The organism is Solibacillus sp. FSL R5-0449, from assembly GCF_037975215.1.
GTDB lineage: Bacteria > Bacillota > Bacilli > Bacillales_A > Planococcaceae > Solibacillus.
The window spans coordinates 1460662-1484423 of record NZ_CP150239.1; the positions used below are offsets into that span (position 1 = coordinate 1460662).

Genomic DNA, 23762 nt, shown 5'->3' on the forward strand with positions numbered 1-23762 from the left:
TTATTACTGCCAATAAAAATTATTTCTCGCCCCCTCTATATTATCCATATAGATGAACCAATAAGAGTATTACATTTTAATAATTTATTAAACGAAGCTATCTCTATACAAAATGTAATTTTTCTAATATTCTTAATATAATATAGTTGATGGGGTGAAGTTATTGAAAGCAATACGTATCAATCAATTTGGAACATCTGAAAATTTAGTTGTGGAGCAAGCGGAAGTATCGACACCGGCAGAAAATGAGGTACTGATAAACATTCATGCGGCAGGTGTAAATCCTAGCGATGTTTATACTTCCACAGGTACATATGCGGTTAAACCGAATCTGCCATATACGCCAGGGTTAGACGGGGCGGGGGTTGTTGAACAAGTTGGAGCACAAGTGACTAACGTAAAAGCAGGGGACCGAGTATTTATCGCGAGCTTGCCGAGTGGTAAGTCGACAGGTACATTGGCACAAAAGATTGTTTGTGAAAGCCGCTTTGTTCATCCGATTCCGGAGCATATTTCGTTTGAGCAGGGATCCGCATTAGGAATTCCGGCACTGACTGCTTACAGAGCATTGGTTGGAAGAGCGAAAGTGAAATCAGGGCAAACGGTTTTCATTCACGGAGCGAGTGGTGCGGTAGGTTTGCAGGCTGTTCAAATTGCAAAAGCTTTAGGAGCAAAAGTAATAGGAACGGCAAGCCGTGATTCCGGGAAACAACTTGTAAAAGAAGCGGGCGCGGATGTTGTGCTTGATCATATTAAAGAAGAAACGATTGAGACTGTGCTTGATGCCAATGATGGCAAAGGTCCGGATGTCATAATTGAATTTCTGGCGAATGAAAATCTGCAAACTGACTTGCAGATGGTTGCTAAAAACGGTGTCATTGTCATTGTCGGAAACCGTGGGGAAATTGAAATTAATCCACGACTAGTTATGCAAAAAGAATGTGATGTACGTGGGATGGTACTGTTTAATGTATCGGCAGAAGAACACCAGGAACTAATATACGGTGTAGCAAAGCTGCTGGAAACAGAACAGCTAAAACCTGTCGTAGGTTACAGTTATCCAATAGAAGAGGCTGGTAAGGCATTTGATGCAGTAATTAATGGGGAGCATAACGGGAAAGTAGTTGTTAAAACTCAATAATTTATTTTTAGGACTAGTATATTTACTAGTCCTTTTTATCTGACAATTCCCAAAAATTAAGTAAATACTTGTGATATTATTTCGCTTTTTTGCAACTATTTAACAAATAGTTAATAAAAATTGTTATGATAGTTGTATAGAAACGAGAGGGATAGGTAGCAAGTAAATGGGATTTAAAGAAGAAATGAAGCGTGAAATACGTAATGCCAAAAATGACATTGCAAAAGAAGTGGAAAAGCAATGGATCTTGGAGTATGAAGGTCATCAAATAGAAGTTAGGAATGGCATGATGGAAGAAGTTTTAAAGGTAGATGGCCAAACGATTGCACAAAATGTACGGAAATCAATCTGGTCGCATCTAATACCATTTTCAACAATGAAAGGGACGTTCCAATCCAAAAGCGGTAAAACACATAGAGTATATGTGAAAATAGGCGGCTTTGTTAAATTGAATATAAAGGTGAAAGTAGATGGAAAGCAGTTGCTCCATGAGGCTATGAAACTGCAATTTTTACCATGGGCAAATAAGGTGTATATCGTACCTTTGCTTGAAGAGCAATATGAGCAAAATCAACAGGTAATAACAAAAGATTTGCCGGATGACGATTTTTTATATGATGAACATCATCCGAAATTTGCGCCAGGGTTTGCAGACCAGCTGCATCAAGAGGCAGTAACACCATTTTATACGAAAAAGCTGATTAAGCTATTTTTAGAACAGGTTACTAATCCGAATGAGCAAACACGTAAATCAACCTACGAAAAAATTAAAGATGAGAAGGTCATCAGCTATTTCCATGAATTTTTGGAGCGGTTTTCTGAAGCTGAAAAAGATGAAGACCGAGTGAAAGAAGAGGCAATTTGGCTGCTAGAACATGCGGCACATCGCGAAGTAGTGAAATTTGCGCTTCTTGTATTGGGAACAGTAAAATGTGAAGAGTATAAAGAACGATTAAAAGTGATTGCATTGCATGAAGAGTTTACCGGAGTGGCTTTATTCGCAATAACTAACGGCACAACTAACAGTAATGAGATCGTATGGTATATTGCGAAAAATGTTTCAGACTGGGGTAAACTTGAAGCATTAAATTTCCTGGATGCCTCAAATGAAGATATCCGACAGTGGATATTGCTGGAAGGTCTAAAAAATACTGTACCTGGGAATGCCTCGGCATTAATGTGTGCTGAAAAAGGGAAGCTTGATATTGAACTGCACGAAAAAATTATTTCCGGGAAAATATTTGACAGTGCGGGAACAATTATATTAGCGCTTTTATATGAAGGGGCTTATCAAACGATGGATGAATATCAGTATGCAGGTCAAGTACTGATGCGCTATACACATCATGCGAAAACACATTGCCTGACATTCAGCCAGTTTTTTATTTTGACACAAATTCATGAGTATTTACAATATGATGAAGAAACATGGGATGATCGCTTTTCATCTAACTGGAAACCGCATGAAAAGCGTACAGTAGAAGAAAACATCAACGTGATTGCTCAAAATCCATTATGGCTGCAGGAAGCATTGGAAATTCTGCAATATGACCAGGAAAATGAGGATATGGCGTTAGCGGTAGCCAAATATTATAAAGCAGATATAACGGACATCGTATTTGAAAAGTTAAAGAGTCACCCTGAAAATGTGCAATATTATTATTCATTATTTGCCGCGAAGGATCCGCAAGTTATCGAACGTCTAATTGGAATTACGGCGTGTTTTGGTGATTTCAATGAACTGACGAACGACCAGAAAGTTGTAGTTTTATCACTTATTGAAGAATTGGATCAGTATGATGGGATTGGTATGGATTTTATTAGGCAAGCTTTAAAAACGACTGACGACCATTTGCAGTATATGGCGATTCAAACATTACTTTCATATGATCGTGTGCATTGGCAAGGTACTGAAATCGAAGAACATATAGTGCGTTTTACAAAAGAATCAAAAGATCCGGATGTGAAGGAAATCGCTAAGCAATTGCTTGCGATAAATGAATAGGTTAACACTGATTAAAAATTCGAAGCGCTACTACAGGCTTCGAATTTTTTTGCTTTATGAGAAAGTTTCAAATGTTTACTGACAAGCACAAAGGGAATATTTTTTATAAGTCGATTTATAAAGGAGTTTGATTATGCTAAATCATACAAAACAATACATCAATGGGGAATGGGTTGATTCTACTGGATCAGATACAATCGAAGTAATTAACCCTGCGACAGAGGAAGTAGTAGGTAAGATTAGCAGCGGGACGAAAGAAGATGTGAATCGAGCGGTCCAGGCAGCGAATGAGGCTTTCCCTTCCTTTTCAAAAATGTCGGTGGATGATCGAATTAAGCTGTTGGAAGCGATTGCTGAAGAATATGAAAATCGTAAAGATGATTTAGTGAAAATAATGACCGCTGAGTTAGGTGCACCTATTACCAAATCGGAGGAAATCCATTTTAAGATGGGGCTAACGCACTTTAAAGAAGCGGCAGAACAATTGAAGACATTTAAATTTACCGAAAAAAGAGAGAAATCATATATTCAAAAAGAACCGATTGGAGTAGCCGGGCTGATTACACCGTGGAATTTCCCGACAAATCAGCTTTCCACAAAGCTTGCAAGTGCACTGGCGGCCGGTTGTACGATGGTAGTAAAACCTGCTTCCCAAACACCGTTTGCAGCGGTCATTCTGGCAGAAATTTTGGATAAAGCGGGTGTTCCAAAAGGAGTCTTTAATCTTGTAAACGGTTCAGGTTCAACAGTAGGTGAAGCAATCAGTACACATCCGGATGTGGACATTGTATCGTTTACCGGATCAGGTGAAGTTGGCAGCGGATTAATGAAAAATGCTGCTGAAGATATTAAAAATATTTCATTGGAACTTGGCGGCAAATCACCATTTGTTATTTTAAAAGATGCGGATGTAAAGGAAGCAGCAAAAGCGGCATTAGGACAAATTGCTATGAATACAGGGCAAGTTTGTTCCGCGGCAACCCGCATGATTGTACCGGAAGAAATGCATGATGAATTCATTGAAGCAATGAAAGAATTTGTTACGGAATTTCCAGTAGGGGATCCACAGGATAAAAATACATTTATGGGTCCTCAAGTTTCCAAAGATCAGTGGGAGACCGTTCAGTCCTACATTAAAAAAGGTGAAGAAGAAGGTGCAACCATTGCAATCGGTGGGCCAGGCAGACCAGATGGAATTAATAAAGGTTTCTTCTCACAAATTACGGTATTTACGAATGTGAAAAACGATATGACCATTGCACAGGAGGAAATCTTTGGTCCGGTTATGTCGGTCATCAAGTACAAAGATTTAGACGAAGCCATTGATATTGCTAATGATACGATTTATGGACTTGCCGGATATGTATTCGGTAATGATAAAGAAGACCTGAAGAAAGTCGCATTCTCCATTCGAGCAGGGCAAATTCGTATTAACGATAGTGAAACGGATCGTTCAGCACCATTCGGCGGATTTAAACAATCTGGTATTGGCCGTGAATGGGGCGATTATGGTATCGAGGAGTTTCTTGAGCCAAAAGCGATTATGGGAATGCCGTTCTAATTGGAAAGCTGTCCAAGTGTTTGTAACTTGGGCAGTTTTTTTGTCTTGAAGAAATTGAGGGAGATTTTATTAGAACAGTTGGGGAGGATATTAGAAGAAATGCGCTGGTTATTTGAAGAACGGTAGAACATATTAGAAGAGTTGCCGGCCTTATTAGAACAAACATTAAATAAATTAGAACTTCGAATTTTTATTAGAACAAATAAAAATATATTAGCAGATCTCAAAATTTATTAGAAAATCATTGACGGAAATTCCTTTAGGCACCCTTCAAATTAAAGTTATCCACAAGTAACTAAATTATTGCGCGGGAAATTTTTGAATTATCTGATATTAGATGGAGTGTTCTCAATATTTGTAAAGCTACATTCTTTCAAAATAAAAAGCATCGGAAATAAATTTCCCGATGCTATTGTATGACTATTTTTTTGGAGCTAAATCTTCAATCGAATCAATATCCATATATGCTGGAACAACAAAGCCAAGTCGTGCCCCTTTTAAATTTTCGCCTAAATCAATAAAGTCATCTTTGTGCTTTTCGTAAAAGGATTCATGGGTAATCGGCAGCCATGGAGCTAATGAAATATCCCCATTTCCCGTTGAAATCGCCTGGAACATAATTGCTGGGTCAACTGGAGTGATTTCGGTATCAAAGCCATGCTGTTCCAATATAGCTGCGATGACATGTGATGAAGCATCTTCAGTATCCCAAGGAGTTGAAATAATACTAATTTTTTCACCGTTTCCTTTTTCAACGCCATCAGTCCATTCTGCAATCGTATCCGAATTTTCCTCTACCCACTTATTTGCAGCATCCTCAAAGTTTGAATCTTGGGCATCGGTCATGACCGTTTCCATATCTTCCGGCTCCCAATAAAAGCGATCCACTATTGTATAAGCGTTCGGTAAATCTTCTTTAAAGCCTTTTCGTACAATCGTATTAATATTTTCAATTTCACCTAATGATTTTTTAGGATCCTCCAAATATTTCAGATCATATTTTGCGAACATCCAGTGAGGGTTCCAGCCTGTAAATATAATGGGTTCTTCATTTTTATAAGCTTTATCCAGTTCGCCCAGCATACCTGCCGTAGAACTTTCTGTAAGGTTCCAGTTATTTAGATTTTCATAATCTTGTAAAGCATTATTTGCTAATTCCATTGTTCCGCTTCCTGGTTCAATGCCATTAATCGTGTAGTTTAATTTTTCTTCAATTGTAGCACTGCTATCATCCTGATTATTACAACCAGCTAAAAGCAGACCCGATAATGCTACTGAAAATAATCCTAATTTTTTAAAATGCATAATACGCTCCCTTTATTCCTTTTATAATGTAACAACCTTAAACATTTTACGAATTGTTACTTGGTTTATAATTATTAACTTAAACTTTATTTTTGTCAATTCGAAATCGTAAAAAAATACTATATAGAAATAAAAAAGTCGGATGGAAACCGTTAAATATTACAAAATTTTATTGGAGATTACGTAATAAACTATAAAATTACAATATTGCAATTTAAATGTCTCCATTGTTACGTTTCTGAAAAGCGGGGTTTATAAATAAAGTATTTTATCAAAATAGGATTACGATAAATGGGAAAAGGAATGAGCTCTATGCTACATATCGAAAACTTACGCAAAGTATACCGTGGTGGGAAAGTGACCGTTGATAACTTAACTCTAGATATTAAAAAGAGGAGTTTATCGCATTTATTGGGACGAGCGGTAGTGGTAAAACGACAGCTCTTCGTATGCTGAACCGCATGGTAGAACCTATTAGCGGAACAATTTCAATAAACAGGAAAGAGATTACGAAGATGAATCCGGTTACTCAATAACCGAACTTTAACACCTATTTTCAAAATAGGTGTTTTTTTATTCTTTTGGGAATAATTTGAACTATTGATCTTGATAACTGGTAATGTTTTGAAAAGAGGTAAGAGGGAGGAATTAATTTTTATGGTATTGATCAAACGGTTAGATATATGGCTTATCGGCTTTAACATTTCATAATAATTAGTTGAATATTAACAAAAGTGAAACTATTTTGAATTTAAGTTCGTAATATATAAGTGTAAACAGATGTTTACGAGAAAGAGATAGGGGGATGAAGAGTGGTAACTTTTAAAAAGGCGGGTGCCATGCTAACTGCAACAGCGCTATCTGTTGGGTTATTAGCACCGATTGCTAGTGCTTCAACATTAGGGAATGAACGAATGGAGACATTACCGATTCAGGTCGCACAAGCAAATACTACAGTAACAAAAGCAGATTTAATAAAGCGTTTCCGAGAATTATTTCCAAATGAGTTCCTGCATGTATCGGAAAAAGACTTTCATAGCGGGGCTGGATACTCACATCATTCAGACACTACGGTGCGTTATGAACTTTATTTCTCAAAGAATATTAATGATCAATATGAACATGGGAGCTTTGTTTTCGTAGGGGATACGTTAGAGTTGGAGCAATTCTATTATCAACCTGTATACACAAAGGATGTATTATTCCCGGCAAAATATTCAAAAGAAGAAGTGAAAAAATCAGCGGATAAATTTATGGAAAAGTTCAGTAAAGGCGAAGGGTATGAGCTTGTGCCGAACCCATACGATTATTACTCTCCATCTATATTAACGCAGCCTGTTGAATACTCATTTAATTATGAGAAGAAAAATTCAGGAATTCCAATTTCAGATCAAACTATCAATATTCGTGTACTAGGAGATGGAACAGTATCATCTTTTTATAGAACAACCTCTTCAAAAAATAATTTCACATATGATGACCCATCAAAAAAACAAGATGAATCATCCGTTGCTAACCGCGTTCAAGATGCTTTAAAAGCACAATTGTCTTATACAATTATACCGGATTATTCAACAGGAAATCATAAAGTGAAGTTAGTTTATGAACCGAATAGCCAGGTTATTTCAGGTATCCATGCGCTAACAGGGGAATGGTTCACTATGGACGGACTCTCATCAACAATATCTGCTAAACCAATTACACCAATTGTATCAGCGCCATTAGCGTCAAAACAGCCGAACATGACAGCAGCTCAGGCACGAGCATTGGCTGAAAAATTGCTTGCAACAGATATAAAAGGTGTTCAACTGGAGATTGGAGCGGTTGATGAAACAACTTCGGAGTCGGGTAAAGAAGTATTCAACATTCAATATATGTATAACTATCGTAATGGTGGAACAGGGACTGTACTAACAATTGATAAAGCAACAGGGGAATTCATTAATTACAGTGATATAAAAAGTAGTCTCGAAGTAGATAATGATGACAGCAAAGATGAAGTGAAATTAACACAAAAACAGGCATTGGATAAAGCGATCGCTCTTGTAAAAGAATGGATCCCTTCATCTGCTCACAAGTATGCATTGCCGGTAAATGAAGGCTACCATGAGACCTACAATAATAGTTATAACTTTACATTCCCGCGCATCGAGAATGGCTTAACGGTAATGGGGGATAGTGTCTCAGTAAGTGTCGATGCCAAAACAGGTGATTTAGTCAACTTATACATGAGCGACTATGGTGATTTGGAGTACCCGGCAGTAACGGATATTTTAGCTGAACAGGAAGCAACAAAAATGTTGAAGGATGAGTTGAAACTGAAACTGCAATATGTGAATCATCCAAAAGTAGGGAATGAGCAGCATTACAGTTTAGCATACCAACCAGTCTTCAAAGAACGGTCTGCTGGCATTGATGCCAAAACAGGTGAATGGTTAGATGCATCTGGAATGGCCAATGCGGACAAGCCGAAAATCGAGCATCCAAAAGCTGCCGAAGAATTAAATTATTTAATTCATGCAGGTATTTTAGAAGTTAACGAAAAGTTTAACCCGGATGCCGCTATTACAAAAGAGGAAGCATTAAAAGTATTACTGAAATCCGTAACATACATGTATTACAGCTCTAGATACAATGATTTTGAAATGGCGGACGAATCATTTACTGATATAACGCCAGACGATCCTTCATATGCATTTGTCTCTCGTGCATTAAAGATGGGAATGCTCGATGCATCTACTAAAACCTTTAATCCTCAGACAGCTCTTACTAATCAGGAGCTGGCAAAATGGGTAATTGGAACACTGAAACTAAATAAACCTGCACAACTGAGTGATATATATGAATTGAAATACAGTGATGCCGCACTAGTAGATAAGGAATTACGTGGTCACGTGGCATTAGCGTATGCAATGGGATTACTTGAAGCTGAAAATAATCAGTTGAAGCCAACTAGTGAAGTTACGTATGCACAATTAGCTCAAGTGACAATTCGTTTAGCACATAAAATGAACGAATATCAGATTAATAACTATTAAAAGCAGGTTTAGTTTAAATGAAACATCCCTTGCCATTTAAAACGGCAAGGGTTTTCATATGTAAATTACGGAGCTAAGAACGATTATTGCGTTGCGAAAATCAGAATGGTGGGATGATTAATGGTTATTAATCGAAATGAAATTTACTTCCGAAAGTTGAAATTAGAAGATTTCAATGCTGTAGTTGATTGGAGCAGGGATGAGCATTTTTGTGAAGCAAATGGTTGGCAAAAAAATAGAGATCATATGGAAGTGTTTAAATGGTGGGAACGTTGTGTAGCCAATCAACAAAAAGATATGATTCGTCTGGGAATTGAATATAAAAATAGACTTATCGGTCATGCCGATTTAACCGAGATTAATGAAAATTGTGCTGAAATTGGTATTGCTATAGGTGACAGTACGCTCTGGAATATTGGCATTGGTACACGAATGATAGAGGAATTAATCAATTATGCAAATGAACAATTTGGAATTACCACATTTTACGGAGAAACGCATGAAACAAATCATCGCTCCAGAAAATTGATGAAGAAAATTGGATTTAAAGAGGAAAGCCGTGTGGGAACAGATTTATACATAGGGAAAGAAGTTAAGTTAGTACAATATAAGTTGGTTTTGAAAGAATGATAAGGTCTTTTAATGAAGAAGGAAAGGTATACATATTTGAATGCATTTAAGCCCATTAATACATATGAACGAAAAAGAAGAGGTACAAATCATTATGAATTCGTACCTCTTTTTTGTGTTATTACTATTTGCTGTTTTCCTTTTTATTCGCTTTTGAACCCCAATAGGTAGCAAGAATCGGTCCGGAAATATTGTGCCAGAAACTGAAGATCGCACTCGGAACTGCCGATACGGGATCGAAGTGCGCCATCGCTAACTGTGCTCCTAAACCTGAATTTTGCATCCCAACTTCAATCGATACCGCTTTTTGATCATCGTATTTTAGTTTAAATAGTTTCGCTACCAAGTATCCAATTAAGTAGCCCAACCCGTTATGTAAAATAACAATGGCAAAAATGATTAATCCAGTTTCCAAAATTTTATCGCGGCTTCCGCTTACTACGGCTGCAACGATCATTACGATCGCCACAACGGATATTGTTGGTAGGATATCAATGCTTTTCTCTACAATTGGTCTAAATAAGAATTGAGCAAGAATCCCTAAAATGATCGGGATCAATACCACTTTAATAACCGACATAAACATGGCCATAAATGAAACCGGTAACCATTCGCTTGCTAATAAATAGATGAGAGCAGGTGTTACAAACGGTGCTAATAATGTTGTGAATGATGTAATTGTAACAGATAATGCCGTATTACCTTTAGCGAGGAATGTCATAACGTTTGATGACGTACCCCCTGGACAACATCCTACTAAAATAACCCCAACCGCAATTTCAGGTGGTAAATTGAAAATTTTTGCTAACGCAAATGCAAGTAATGGCATAATGACAAATTGAGAAACAATCCCGATAATTACGCCTTTCGGATATTGAAGAATTAATTTAAAGTCATCTAATTTTAATGTCATCCCCATACCAAACATGACAATTCCTAATAATATGGTGATGTAACTGCCGATCCAAGTGAAATATTCAGGTGTCCAAATTGCTAAACCTGCAGCAACAAGAACCCAAATCGCAAATGTATTTCCTGCAAACTTACCTATCTTCTGTAAAATTCCCATGATGATGTAACCTCAGCTTTCTATTGAATTCATGTTATTGTAGTTTAATAAATTTATAATTGCAATAATTTTCTGAATTTTAAGCATTTTTGTTATTATTCTAGTGAATATAGTCTGAAACTTTTGGTGGAACATAAAAACATACATCATAAAAAGGGGCTATGCAGAAAAATACTGCATAGCCCCTGACCGATCATCTTTATCTCTTTTTCAATTTTGCTACTTCTTCACGCACAATTGGTGCAACTTTCGTACCTAAAAGTTCAATGGCATGCAGTACTTGGTCATGCGGCATAGAACCGACCGGCACGTGTAAGAAAAACCTTGAAATGCCGACATGTTCGTACAGATAGATGATTTTCTTCGCAACCGTTTCCACATCACCTACATAAAGAGCGCCTTCCAAGCTTCGGGCCTCATCAAATGCTTCATGTGTATACGGAGCCCAGCCACGTTCGCGGCCTAGTTTCGTCATAGCCGCTGCTGTTGACGGGAAAAACTGCTCTGTTGCAAGTTCTGTCGTATCTGCAATAAACCCGTGTGAATGGGAAGCGACGCGCAGCTTTGAAATATCATGTCCTGCTTTTTTCGCCACATCATAATACAATTGAACGATGCGCGCAAAATACAGAGGGCTTCCTCCGATAATTGCCAATGTTAACGGCAAGCCCAATGTAGCCGCACGGATTGCAGATTGTGGTGTACCGCCGCTCGCTATCCAAATCGGCAATTTTTCCTGTACAGGGCGGGGGTAGATACCGCGTCCTGGAATAGACGGGCGGAAATGGCCGGTTGATGACACAATCTCATTTTCCTGAAGATTTAATAAGAGATCGAGTTTTTCTTCAAAAAGCGCATCATAGTCATTCAAGTCATTGCCGAACAGCGGGAATGACTCAATGAATGAACCGCGGCCAGCCATAATTTCGGCGCGTCCGTTCGATAGTCCGTCAAGTGTCGCAAATTGCTGGAAGACACGTACCGGATCGTCAGATGAAAGCACCGTTACAGCGCTTGTTAGTCGAATCTGTTTTGTTTGCATTGCAGCCGCAGCGAGTACGACAGAGGGAACTGATGCTGCATAATCTTCGCGGTGATGTTCCCCGACACCATACACATCCAGTCCAACCGCATCCGCCAGCTTAATTTCTTCGACGATTTGCCGCAGTCGTTCGGCATGACTTACTGTTTCACCTGTTAGCACATCCGGTGTAGTTTCTGCAAAAGTTGAAATACCTATTTCCATATGATGACCTCCAATTAGTAAAGGGCTCGTTTCCTTTTCTTACTAGCATTACCATAACAATTATTGTAGTGCACACCGGTAGGAAATGAAAGAAATGTATCTCTCATAAAGAACAGTATCATCACAATTCAATTACTTTCTTATCTTTTATTTCAATCGTTCTTGTTGCCACTTGCTTCACAAAATAGTCATCATGGGAAACAAAGAGCACAGTCCCGTCATAGGCCTTAATAAAGTTTGCCAATGCCTCTTTTGTCGCCATATCAAGGAAGTTGGTCGGTTCATCAAGCAGGAGAATATTATATTCACCTAAAAACAGCTGACTTAAAAGCAATCGAATCCGTTCGCCACCGCTTAAAACGGTGATTCGCTTTTGCAGATCACTCTGTTCAAACTGCATTTGATGCAAAACAGTGCGGATAAATGCATCGTTGTATTCACTTCTTGTTTTAATAAAACGCCAGATCGTCTCATTCGGTAAGGTTTGATAAGCAAGCTGTGAAAAATGACCGATTTTTACTTTCGGTGAGCGTTCTATATTAGGATGCTTTTCGATAATCGCGTTCAGCAATGTTGATTTTCCGCTGCCGTTTGGACCTTTTATCGCTAGTTTATCCTGTAGGCGAACATGAAGCTGACATTGATCCAACAGTATATTGTTTCCGATTGCTAAAGTAAGGTCCTGTATCATAATCGGTACTTTATTATGAAGTTCCAGTGCTTTCGATTGTTTGAATTGAAGTGGTACTTCTTCTTTTACTTTCTCGACAACAGGCAGCTGTTCAATCCGTTTTTCCATTGTTTTAGCTGATCGGTAAACCGATTTTTGGCTCGTTCCCTTGGATTTTGTTTCAAACATTCGGTTTGCTTTGGCCTTCGTTTCTTTTTTTGACATCCTTTTCGCTTCGGTAATCTTTTCGGCTTTTTTCATTTTTTCAGCAACAGCCTTTTCCAAGTGTGCCTTTTCGCGAACATATTTTTCATGGGCAGCAGCTTGCTCCTGTTTTTCCCGTTCTTTTTGCGCGGCATAATCCGAATAATTCCCGCTATAGACTGTCACATGCCCGTCACTCACTTCCCAGATTGTCGTAACGACGCTATCCAGCAAGTTACGGTCATGACTGACAATGACGACGGCTCCGTAATAATAGCGGAGCTGCTCCTGCAAAAATTTGATGCCATCCTGATCTAAATGTGTTGTCGGTTCATCTAATAGCATTGCCTCGTAGAAATGGCTGAATGCCTGTGACAATTTCGACCGTGTTTGTTCGCCACCGCTATGGGGATTGACTGCTTTCAGTTTATGGAAAAGCGCAATGTCAATATTGTCATCTGTAACGGCAGGGGATGTTTGTTCAAAATAATAATAGTCGACATGTGCATTAACATTCCCTTGCTGTGGAATGAGTTGACCGGTTAATAATTTTAATAGAGTACTTTTACCGGCACCGTTATTACCGACAATCCCAATGCGGTCGAATTGATAAATGGCCAGCTGCGGGATTGTCAGTACATCCTTATCTAAAAATTGTACAAGTATATTTTTCAGTTCAAAGCTTAAGTTTTCCATTGTTGCTACCTCCGAAATAGTAAATTTCGTACCGATAGCTTATCGATACGAGCGGTTAGGGTAATCCGCCCGTATTAAAAGAATAGTAACATCTGCATAGTTTTAGCCCTCCATTTTGTAATGAGTCTAAAACGCAATAAAAAAGCAGACATATGTATGCCTGCTGCGAAAAAAATATAGAAATCTCCCGTTTAAAGAGGAATCCCTATGGTTTCTTCGTTTACAAGCATGACAAAAAGGCCCAACATTAATGGGTTTGCTTTTTTATTGCCAGCTTAGCGTAAACGAATTGAAAACATAGAAACATCCCTCCTTCTCATAAATTAATGCCATCATAATAGATTTCCGGAAATAAATCAATACTGGAATTTACTGGGGAAGTTAAAAAGTGATTGAATGTTTATAAATATTCAAATATAATTATATTTATAAAACGACTGACAAGTAAGGTCATGAACCGAGCGATGATTAAATGGACTTCCATTATTGCAGGCTTATTATTATTCGGATTTGGCTGCTATTTTATTTATGAATGTATTCATGATTTAAAAGCATTGATTTAACGATTTGAACAGGGGATTCCATAGTACTTATGGTTTCGCCTGTTTGTTTTTAATTTGCATGCATTCGGCAGAGGTATGCTGACATATCGCTTTTTGCATAGACATACACTGCTATAAAATTAAAAGTTTTGCGGATGAGGCAACATTTATGGGGAGAGGACGTTCTAATCTATAGAAGAACATACATAAATACGGCATGTTTTCACAATTTGTATTGTGAATCGTTTAAAGATTTTGTATGCTAAGTGAATGTAGAAGTGGACTTTGGAGTTGAAATCGGACTTTGTCGCTGATTTTAACTTTGGATATTGCAAATGATTGGAGTTGTTTTTGTTGTTAGATACAATCATTCTATCAATGATTGAGTTTTTTAAAGGGTTTGGCTATTTCGGTGTGTTACTGGCACTGTGCTTTGAGTTTATTCCAGCAGAAGTCATCTTACCGATGGCCGGGTTTTGGATTGCTCAAGGGGAATATAGCTATTGGTTAATGGTGCTTGCCGGAACAGTAGGCGGAACATTAGGACCGTTGACTTTGTATGCGGTAGGGCGTTATGGTGGTCGTCCAATCGTTCTGAAATACGGGAAGTTCTTCTTGATTAATGAGAAGCAAGTGAATGCATCGGACAAGTTTTTCGCAAAATACGGCGCGGGCGTTGCCTTTTTCGGACGCTTTATGCCAATCGTCCGTACCGCAATTTCGGTACCATGCGGGATGACAAAAATGAATGTATGGAAGTTTTCAATCTATACATTTTTAGCGATGTTTCCGATTACCGCGCTTTATGTTTATTTAGGCATTAAGCTTGGGGAGAACTGGGAGCAGGCAGGGGATCTGTTTAAACAGTATTTGCAGCCTTTTGTCATCATCATAATTGTGCTGGCAGTAATCTATGCGATTTATAAATACCGCATTAAATTATTGGAACGTAAAATGAATTTACCTAATAAAAAATAAAAAATGAAAGGGCGGCCTCATTATACAGGCAGCCCTTTTTAATTTGCTTATATTATTTAACGATTAAATTATTTTTAATTTCCTTCTCCAGCATTTTAACTAGTTCTGCCTGTTCTAAATGCTGAAGTAGTGTTAATCCTTTTTCGATAAAACCTTCATCCGTTCCATTCAAATTATTCAGGCACACGCCTTTTCTTACATAACAGATCGACAAGTTAATAAAAAGCTGCTCCGATTTACATTTCCCGATGGCATCATTCAAAAGGTGTAGCGCGGTTTCAAAGTCTTTTCCTTTTATATTGATAAGCGACAGATTGATGAGAAAGTTTATTTTTAACTTATTAATATTTTGAAATCCGTTGTACTTGTCGATATGGCGAAAAGCAAATTCTTTAATTTCGGTTGCAGTAGAAATCGGAAATACAAATAAAATGGCATTCAGTATATAAATATCAGCTAAGTACAGTGTATTTCGCTGAGAGAGATCATCCCAAATGGGTGATAATGTTTTAGAAGCCAGTACAAAATCACTGGATCTTGCCAAAACGAGCATGCCTTCCATAACCGTTTGAATATTCATGATTAAATTGTCATTCGGATTTTGCTGTAAATAGGCAGCGCATTCTTCAATCATTTGAAGCAGAGCGTTTTCGGAATTATAGGTTTGATTGTAGAACTTCTTCATAATTCTTTGGCGGTCATGCATTTCATAATTGTTGCTTATGTATTCAAATTCTTCATAGGACATTTCAAGCCGTCCCAAAAATTCCTTCAAAATCGAAAATTTAATTTCTCTGTTTTCCCCTTTTTCAAATTTTGAGTAATTGCCCTGTGAGCATATTTTTTCGCTGACATATTGTTGGGAATAGCCTTTACCTACCCTGATTTCTTTTATGACATGCCCGTAATTATTCATTTCATCACCTAAATTATTCTTTTAGGCATATTATACACTTTTCGTCGGATAGTTTGTAAAATTAATACAAAGGAGGGGGAGAAATGGTAGATTTATTACTCACAACATTGGAACTGTGGATTATTGGAACTGGTGGAGGATAAGTGAAGGATGTAGAAGATTCATCTATTGTAATCAGGTTTTGGAATAGGAACAGAGGAGGAATCAATGATGAAAAAATTTAAATTGGTAAGTTTAAGTTTAGTAGCAGCAATTTCTTTAAGTGTATCCGTGAATATTTCAAGTATCCAAGCAGCTGAAAGTTTGAAGCCTGAAGTTTCTGTAGCGTCCGATACACTTTGGTATTCAAAAGAAGTGCCATATACAACGACACAATCGATGTGGGTAACGGTTACTCAAAACGGTAAAACGTATTCTGGTTATTTGTATAATCGTGGCTACGCTGTAGGGAAGCCGGGCTATTCCTTCTTCTCAGGCACGCTGAAAACAGGACCATATGCACCGCTTAGTAACGCAGACGAGGAGTAATTGCTAGTCTGAATCTGATCATTTCAAATCCTCTTTGAAAAGGACAAGCAACCGCTTTATGGCAGTTCTGCTCAAAGAGGAATTTATATTTTCAGCAAACTAAAGGGGAAGGAGGGAGAATGATGAATGAAGTAATTCGTTTTCTCATGAAGGGCTTGCTGAAAAGCAAATATATTTTTATTTTACCTGTGGCAATTATTGTACTTGTCGGATCGATGCTCGTAATGAATAGTATACAATCTGGTGCTACCAAGCAGGAACTGCAGGAGACATTCAACAACCGGAAAGATACCGTACATTTATTGATTACAAGTACATTAACGAAAGAACGTGTAATAGGTCTTACTCCTGAAGAACAGCAATCATTGGAAAGTCTTCTATTGAAAGAGCAATATATAAACGATATTTTAAAGAAATTAGACGAGAACGATCTACAGATTGCTGAGCAGCAGCTGGCCTTTTTAAACGAATATGAAAATTACATAGCATTTAAAGCAATCCCTTATCTTGGAGAACAATCAGTCACAGTAGAAAAGGAGAAAGCTGAAGCGCTCATTGATCATCAGTTGGCCTATACGGAACAAAATACGCCATATAAAACGGCCTTATTTACAAAACAATTATTCCAAATTCTATTCAGCCCCGTTACGGCCTTTCTTCTTTTATTAGTTTTTAGCTATAAATATATGTTCGACCGAGAAAATCGTACTTTCGATTTCTTTAAAATGAATTCATTGTCCAGTACGGCCATTTATTTTGGCTATTTGATGCCATTATTACTTGTCGAGTTGTGTTACATCGTCATCGGATACGTTTTGTCTTTCCTGCCGCCATTATTATCAGGGAATCTCAACACAATTTACTATCCCGTTGAAGTGACGGTCAATTCTGAAGTTGTATTAATTCCAATATGGAAATGGCTAGTATTCATCCCGATAGGTTGGGGAATATTCTGTGCGATATTATTACTGCTGTTTACTTGCCTGATTAAACAGCAAGTGAAATTAGGTTTGTTGTTCTCGTTGATTAGTTTGCCGGTGTTAATCAGCTATATCGTTTCTTTGAAGACTGGCTTTCTTATGTATAACCCGATTCACCTGATTGTTTCGTATGAACAGCTATTACTGAATTTGAATCGTTTAGTCTATTATTTAATCATTATGTTCTTGCTGGTTTTGGTGTGTACCGGTCTTACTTATGCTGTTATTAATATGAAGAGTGTCAGTTTGGGAGTTCCAGAATATACAGCATCGAAAAAACAGTATCGTCCAAATAGGAAATTCAAATTACTACAGTTTGAGCATATGAAAAAGAAACGGAAAGGGCATATTCTTTTAACCGTTCTTCTGCTATTCGGAATAATTGGCGGTACGGTCATTGTAGTGAATGAGCAGTATCGAACATTTCCTGACAAAGCACTGAAAATAATCGAGAGCTCGCAAAATACGAATATCCAAGATCAAACACACTGGAAGCTGGTCGCGGATGAATTTGAAATGGAGCAGGAGTTACAGCAACGGATGGCTGAGGAGACGGGTGAAGAGCTGGAAATACTTGATCAAAATCCTTATCAGGCAATGATTAAACAATTAGAAATGCGGTTTGAAGCGCTTGAACATTTAAAGGCGGATATTCATTCTCCGACATTTGCCGAGACATTTCGGGATGTGATGAACTCATTTGAACCGGGATCTTATAAAGAAAGCGATAATACGCTTTGGACTATGACCGACATGGCATCGGAAGAGCAGGAAATAGTTCTGGATGAAAAAAGGATAACCCCGTGGCCGCTTGGACATAAATGGGTATCGAAATTTGATGACCTGAGTCAGGCTTTGGACCAAGAACATTATGAACGTTTAAAACTGTTCCAGGAACAAAATACAAAATACGGAGACAGCAGTTCGTTTGCAATGTATCGGTTTTTGGATTGGAACTTGATGTTGGTCGTCCTGTTTTTGTTTGTATTCATATTATGGACTACGATGGCCGATGAATATAGACCGACCTTGTCGATGAACTTTTTAGCAACAAAACCGATTCGATTTTCTTCTATCTATATAATGAAGTGGATTTACAATTTAACGGTTGCCTGTAGTTTATTGCTCATTACGGGAACGATTGTTTTTCTGATTGCTACGCTAATAGGTGGTGCAGGTGACTGGGATTATCCGATATTGATTTATGCAACAGAACGACTGGAGGATTCCTTTATCTTTTCAACTGCGAACAATGCCTATTTCTATTTTGAAAGTTTGTCATCGTTGCTTTTCAAAAGTGGCGTGCTTGTATTTTTACAACTCTTCTTCTTAAATAGTTTGTTCAGCTTTATCGGGAAATTGATGAAAAATCATTATGCCGCGATTATTGTTACATCCATACTTGTCATTACCGGGTACTTTGCAGGGAACCATTACATTGAACTAACAAGTAGCATGTATAATCCGTTTGTATATTTTGATACATGGAATATTGTAGATGGCTGGAAATCGATTGAGGCAAATAACGCTAAAGTGAACTTTCTGACGGGTACGGGCATTTTACTAATCGGTGGAATCCTATTACTCGGGCTGGGGCTTTTATTTAAAAGGAAGGTGAATTCATAATGGTATTGCAGGTGTACGGTCTTGAAATGGAATATAAAAACAGAAGGGTACTGGATAATATTACGTTTTCAATCGGTACTGGTGAAATAATTGGAATCGTTGGACCGAATGGGGCAGGGAAATCTTCGTTAATGCGCGCGGTATTAGGATTGGAAAAGATTAATAAAGGCACTGTTCACATAAACAATATTGCCAACAATAAGCCTGAGTTTTTTAAACATATTTCCTTTTTGCCAAGTGACAATTACTTGTACATGCAGTTAACCGGCTATGATCATCTGTCATTTGTGGCGAATATTTACCATATTCCGCAACAAGAAATAGATGACGTCATTGAGTTGATCGGCATCCGCTCCTACGTGCATCAGCCCGTCAAATCTTATTCGTACGGGATGCGCCAGCATTTGCTCATTGCGTTAAGTATATTGACGAAGCCGCTCATTATTTTAATGGATGAACCATTTAATGGACTGGACCCAACGAGCATTATTGAATTAAAACAATTGATTCAAGTACTGCATGCAAAAGGAATGAGCATCTTCATCTCAACGCATAACTTGGATTTACTCGAAGATTTGACGGATACGTTCTGGTTTATTAAAGAAGGAAAGCTTTATAAAGATTCGTTGCAGTCGAGTAGGGAAGTTCAATACGAAATTAAATATTCGTATGAGAGTGATCTTTCTCAAATAATGAAAAAGGGCCAACTTCCTTTCCAGATGAAAGAGAATGTACTAATTACAGATGCGGCATTTGCGATTGAAACCTATCTTCAATGGCTATTGAAAAATGGTGTGCAAATCCATGCGGTGAATCCGATTAACCGAAACTTGGAAGAACTGTACCGGGATTTTTATGGACTATAATAGAAACAAGCCGTTGTCAGAATTTATGACAACGGCTTGTTTTCAGTTAAAATGGTACAGCTATACAGTAAGAGAACCTCTAAATCCTCGTGCCGCGTAGTATGAGTCGGCCCCGTTATGGTACATGAAAATAGTTTCATATCGACGGTCGCAGAAAATCGCTCCGCCTAGTTTACGAATATCCGGTGGTGTCAGAACCCAACTGGATGTTTTTAAATCGAATTTCCCAAGCTGCTGCAAAGAGCGGTATTCGACTTCCGTTAAAATTTCAATCCCCATTGACGCGGCCATATTGATAGCGCTGTCTTCCGGTTTGTTTTTCTTACGCGCATCCAATGCTTCCTGGTCATAACAAATACTTCTGCGTCCTTTAGGGCTTTCCGGTGAGCAGTCCATAAATGTGTATGTGTCTGTTTCTTGGTTATAGGCAACAACATCAGGTTCACCTTCTGTACGTTCCATTTCATTAAGAGACCACAGTTTTACCGGATTTGCTTCGAGTTTTGTCTGTACATTTTCCCAATCGATATTCGGATGACGCTCCATATGCTGTAAAAAGCGATCTTTCAATGTTGTGAGAAGCTGTTCTTGCTGTTCGTTAGTTAGTACTTTTTTAGCTGCCATAATAGTGAACACCTCGTTAAGTAGTTGATGCCTCTAATGATACTGTAATTTTGAGAATAATGTCTAGTAATGGTCCACATTCATAATAATATATCTATTTCCAAACATAGATTGCACAAGAATAAATTTGGCAAAGTAATGAATTGTTTCATATGCATAGACAAATGAATTAATATGGTATATACTAAGGTTAATAAGAAATGTTACAAGCACAACAATAAATTCACCTATTACAATATGTATTCGTGTTTTATTTAGTACTTATTGTAATATGTGAATTTTTTTCTTTATGAGGAATTGTGATCTTATTAAATTTAATTAAATGGAGGTCATTTAAATGACACAAGGTACAGTAAAATGGTTTAACGCAGAAAAAGGTTTTGGATTTATCGAAGTTGAAGGCGGAAACGACGTATTCGCTCACTTCTCAGCAATCCAAGGCGAAGGTTTCAAATCTTTAGACGAAGGTCAAAAAGTTGAATTTGAAATCGAAGACGGTCAACGTGGCCCACAAGCTACAAACATCGTAAAACTTTAATTTTAATGATGTAACCGATAAACTGCATCCCAATTAGGGGGTGCAGTTTTTTTGTGTTTAAAATTAAATAGGATGACACCTCCAGGAAAGTTATACCAAAAGAGGGTTTAATGGTAAAATTTAATAAAAAGGGGGTATTCATTTGTTTGATGAATTGAACTATTTGATAAATCAATTAGAAGACAAAGAAACGAAAGCCTTATTAATGCAAATTTTTTTACGGATGCAAGTAGTCGAAGAGGGAAATGGCTATTCAGAGGAGCAATTCTATTTAGATATTAATAAAACATATAAGAATTTGGTGGAATACAAAAAGAATCAATTAAATATTGGACCTGTACAATATGTTAAGACCCATATTGTCTTTGGGGATTCGCCATCAGGCAGCCTGAAAATGGCATTTAAAAAATTAGGGATAAGTCAACAGGAAAGGGTAATTACGCTTTCCGATATATTTTCAATTGGCCCCGTTTGGAACTTACATAACATAGAAGGTATTTCGAATCGATTGAATTGGTTAAGAAACCACATCCTTATTGATGATGAGGATCTATATCATTACGAAGAACATTTTAGACAGTCGATTATCGATATTCAGCAAACGCCAAGTGATCACCCAATTATCATTTGGGCAGGAGAAAACGCACATGAACAAACAGCTTTACGGTTTGTGCTTTATTTATTAAAAGATAAAGATATCGACATTCAAATCATTCATACAAACAAAGCGTATAAACTTTATTTTGAGAAATCCGATATCGATTTTACACCGTTAAATATGGGTGAACTTTCATCAGATCAATTAATGGAAATTTATAAAAATGAGCAAAATGGTCGGCTACTGATACAAGCGGAACGTCATATATTTGAAAGGGAATGGGAGCAGCTTTGTCAATCCACTGATGTTCTGCGAATCTGGCAAAATCAAAAGATAAAGAGTGTTCCTGAAAATTTCTATGATAATTATATTACCAATACAGTGAAGAAAATCCATCAAAATAAGCAGCAGAAAGACTTTATAAAATCAGCCAGAATTATCGGAGAAGTAATAGGTCATCTCGATCAATATATTGGCGATCAGTTTATAGAATATCGAGTTAGACGTTTAATTGTCGATGGGGTTTTTGACATGGAAGGTGTCCCGAAGGCAATGCATTCCTATAGTATAAAATTGCGGTAAGGATTTTGTAAGAAGTGGGCGCGGGGAATTACTAAATGAAAAAGATGCTTCGCCAAAATAGGCAAAGCATCTTTTTTGTAGTGAAATAATAAACTTAGTTCAACAGCGCTTCACGTACCTCATCACGAAAATCTGCATCATTCAAAAGCATTCTTTCAAATGAATTTCGATTGTTGCTTAACAGGAAACGTTCATGAAATTTCAGGTCATTCAGTAAAATGACCATTTCGTACTGGTCTCCTTTAAGGTTTTCAACATACATCGCGTTGTTTAAGACGAACAGTGTAGAGCCGCCTTTTGAGCCAATATGTGTATATTTCTTATAATTTTCTTCATTTAATTGCATCGGCCACTCCATTACATCCCGAATTGTTTCAGCTGCAATTGGTGGCAGCTCGTCATTGGAAATAAGTGCGAGCAGTTTCCCGTAATCACTTGCAGAAGCGCCAACTAACCGATCCGACCAAACTCTTTGTACGGCAGGAGATGCGTCGAACTTTTCTTCACTTACATTAATTTCGCCTGCTTTTATTTGCAGGCTGATCGATTGGGCTAATTTACGATACTCTTCCATTGATAAATTTTGGAGTGCCTTGATTAATTCCTTTTCAGACATCCCATCTTTTTGAATAAAATCAGGGATTAAGAGTGCACTGCCAATTGGATAAACATCCTCGTGCTGTGTTAAGCCTAACTCTTTTTTTCTTTGATTGATCGCATCCACCCCGAGCAGATTAATTAAATAATCTGTATTGGCATTGGAGCTATACGTGATCATCCCTTTTGCAACTTCATGCAAAGTGACTTCATTATTTTGGATGCCTCCATCTTGTTTTAAAGCTTCTAACCATGCTTCATGTCCGCCCCCATCCGTATTTTTAAAATAGTAACGGTTCAATTCATTCAATGATATTTTCCGGTCTTTTTGAAGTTTATCTTCATCAACCTGCATGGCATATTCAACTGCAATAAGGATTTTTACTGTACTTGCCAATGGCCTTATAACAGTTGACTGATAGGTAATGAGAGGTTCGCCGTTTTCAGCAAAATAAAAAGAGCTGGATTCCGGATTTTCTTTTAAATGTTGGATAATATAATTGGGGTTATCTCTAAGTAGAGCATATGCTGCAATTCCTGTAATTAAAATAACGACTCCGCAAATGGTTAATCGCTTTTTTGTATAAGTTTTTCGTTCCGTCAAGATCATAGCCAGAATACCAAGTAGGAAAGCAATGAGGAAATTTATATTGAAAACTAAAACGGCAATAATAATTCCAACTATTATCGCGACCGTCACAATCGCTTTCTGAACTTCTTCACGTGTTCTATGTTTCTTATCCAATAAGGGGATTAAAGTGAAGAAAATAATTCCACCTAAACCAATCCAACCATAAATATTCATAAATGACCTTTCCTCCT

The 23762-nt window shown here is 37.6% G+C and carries 19 protein-coding genes and 1 pseudogene; 13 read left to right on the top strand and 7 right to left on the bottom strand.

The features are described from left to right. Positions 1 to 154 precede the first annotated feature (154 nt). The 3 genes from MKY27_RS07060 to MKY27_RS07070 all read left to right on the top strand — a co-directional run bounded on the left by MKY27_RS07060 (position 155) and on the right by MKY27_RS07070 (position 4707). On the top strand, positions 155 to 1141 hold the full coding sequence (locus tag MKY27_RS07060; protein ID WP_339198954.1) for an NADPH:quinone reductase: 987 nt from the start codon (positions 155 to 157) through the stop codon (positions 1139 to 1141). A gap of 166 nt (positions 1142 to 1307) precedes the next feature. Next, entirely contained in the window at positions 1308 to 3146 is a 1839-nt protein-coding gene (locus MKY27_RS07065; RefSeq protein WP_339198958.1) for a hypothetical protein, read from the top strand. 133 nt (positions 3147 to 3279) lie between these two features. Beyond that, positions 3280 to 4707, top strand: a complete 1428-nt coding sequence (locus MKY27_RS07070; RefSeq protein WP_339198960.1) for an aldehyde dehydrogenase family protein — start codon at positions 3280 to 3282, stop codon at positions 4705 to 4707. Positions 4708 to 5127: 420 nt separating this feature from the next. On the opposite strand, the gene MKY27_RS07075 is transcribed toward MKY27_RS07070, so the two are convergent. Next, entirely contained in the window at positions 5128 to 6012 is an 885-nt protein-coding gene (locus MKY27_RS07075) for a glycine betaine ABC transporter substrate-binding protein (RefSeq protein WP_339198962.1), read from the bottom strand. A 312-nt stretch (positions 6013 to 6324) separates the two neighbouring features. Here MKY27_RS07075 and MKY27_RS07080 point away from each other — a divergent pair. From MKY27_RS07080 to MKY27_RS07090, 3 genes and pseudogenes are all read left to right on the top strand, one after another. Then, positions 6325 to 6539 (top strand): annotated as a pseudogene (locus tag MKY27_RS07080) (ATP-binding cassette domain-containing protein); the annotation flags it as partial. 285 nt (positions 6540 to 6824) lie between these two features. After that, on the top strand, positions 6825 to 9050 hold the full coding sequence (locus tag MKY27_RS07085) for a YcdB/YcdC domain-containing protein (RefSeq protein ID WP_339198964.1): 2226 nt from the start codon (positions 6825 to 6827) through the stop codon (positions 9048 to 9050). Positions 9051 to 9170: 120 nt separating this feature from the next. Further along, complete coding sequence (locus tag MKY27_RS07090; protein WP_339198967.1) at positions 9171 to 9680, top strand: GNAT family protein; 510 nt, start codon at positions 9171 to 9173, stop codon at positions 9678 to 9680. 124 nt (positions 9681 to 9804) lie between these two features. Here the strand turns inward: MKY27_RS07090 and MKY27_RS07095 are convergent, their stop codons facing one another. From MKY27_RS07095 to abc-f, 3 genes are all read right to left on the bottom strand, one after another. After that, on the bottom strand, positions 9805 to 10749 hold the full coding sequence (locus MKY27_RS07095; protein WP_339198969.1) for a bile acid:sodium symporter family protein: 945 nt from the start codon (positions 10747 to 10749) through the stop codon (positions 9805 to 9807). 199 nt (positions 10750 to 10948) lie between these two features. After that, complete coding sequence (locus MKY27_RS07100; protein WP_339198970.1) at positions 10949 to 11995, bottom strand: LLM class flavin-dependent oxidoreductase; 1047 nt, start codon at positions 11993 to 11995, stop codon at positions 10949 to 10951. A gap of 121 nt (positions 11996 to 12116) precedes the next feature. After that, positions 12117 to 13565 carry an ABC-F type ribosomal protection protein gene (gene abc-f / locus MKY27_RS07105; RefSeq protein ID WP_339198973.1) on the bottom strand — a complete coding sequence of 483 codons (1449 nt, stop codon included), beginning with the start codon at positions 13563 to 13565 and terminating at the stop codon, positions 12117 to 12119. A 392-nt stretch (positions 13566 to 13957) separates the two neighbouring features. Here abc-f and MKY27_RS07110 point away from each other — a divergent pair, with 392 nt between their 5' ends. Beyond that, positions 13958 to 14128, top strand: a complete 171-nt coding sequence (locus tag MKY27_RS07110; protein ID WP_339198975.1) for a hypothetical protein — start codon at positions 13958 to 13960, stop codon at positions 14126 to 14128. A 357-nt stretch (positions 14129 to 14485) separates the two neighbouring features. Beyond that, complete coding sequence (locus tag MKY27_RS07115) at positions 14486 to 15085, top strand: DedA family protein (RefSeq protein ID WP_339199656.1); 600 nt, start codon at positions 14486 to 14488, stop codon at positions 15083 to 15085. A gap of 52 nt (positions 15086 to 15137) precedes the next feature. Here MKY27_RS07115 and MKY27_RS07120 read toward each other — a convergent pair whose 3' ends face one another. Next, on the bottom strand, positions 15138 to 16001 hold the full coding sequence (locus tag MKY27_RS07120) for a helix-turn-helix transcriptional regulator (RefSeq protein ID WP_339198978.1): 864 nt from the start codon (positions 15999 to 16001) through the stop codon (positions 15138 to 15140). Between the two features lie 210 nt (positions 16002 to 16211). Here MKY27_RS07120 and MKY27_RS07125 point away from each other — a divergent pair, with 210 nt between their 5' ends. From MKY27_RS07125 to MKY27_RS07135, 3 genes are all read left to right on the top strand, one after another. Next, on the top strand, positions 16212 to 16529 hold the full coding sequence (locus MKY27_RS07125; protein WP_339176128.1) for a hypothetical protein: 318 nt from the start codon (positions 16212 to 16214) through the stop codon (positions 16527 to 16529). A gap of 122 nt (positions 16530 to 16651) precedes the next feature. Further along, on the top strand, positions 16652 to 19135 hold the full coding sequence (locus MKY27_RS07130; protein ID WP_339198981.1) for a hypothetical protein: 2484 nt from the start codon (positions 16652 to 16654) through the stop codon (positions 19133 to 19135). Next, positions 19135 to 20001 carry an ABC transporter ATP-binding protein gene (locus tag MKY27_RS07135; RefSeq protein WP_339198984.1) on the top strand — a complete coding sequence of 289 codons (867 nt, stop codon included), beginning with the start codon at positions 19135 to 19137 and terminating at the stop codon, positions 19999 to 20001. The genes MKY27_RS07130 and MKY27_RS07135 overlap by 1 nt, the downstream gene beginning before the upstream one ends. Positions 20002 to 20061: 60 nt before the next feature. Here MKY27_RS07135 and MKY27_RS07140 read toward each other — a convergent pair whose 3' ends face one another. Further along, on the bottom strand, positions 20062 to 20625 hold the full coding sequence (locus MKY27_RS07140) for a DUF4256 domain-containing protein (RefSeq protein ID WP_339198987.1): 564 nt from the start codon (positions 20623 to 20625) through the stop codon (positions 20062 to 20064). Between the two features lie 337 nt (positions 20626 to 20962). Between MKY27_RS07140 and MKY27_RS07145 the strand changes: the two genes are divergently transcribed. Beyond that, positions 20963 to 21163, top strand: coding sequence for a cold-shock protein (locus tag MKY27_RS07145; RefSeq protein ID WP_008406560.1), 201 nt, complete (start codon positions 20963 to 20965; stop codon positions 21161 to 21163). Between the two features lie 142 nt (positions 21164 to 21305). Next, positions 21306 to 22343, top strand: coding sequence for a DUF1835 domain-containing protein (locus MKY27_RS07150; RefSeq protein WP_339198989.1), 1038 nt, complete (start codon positions 21306 to 21308; stop codon positions 22341 to 22343). A 94-nt stretch (positions 22344 to 22437) separates the two neighbouring features. Here MKY27_RS07150 and MKY27_RS07155 read toward each other — a convergent pair whose 3' ends face one another. After that, positions 22438 to 23745 (bottom strand): serine hydrolase, encoded by a 1308-nt coding sequence (locus MKY27_RS07155; protein WP_339198992.1) that lies wholly within the window; start codon positions 23743 to 23745, stop codon positions 22438 to 22440. Positions 23746 to 23762: the final 17 nt, after the last annotated feature.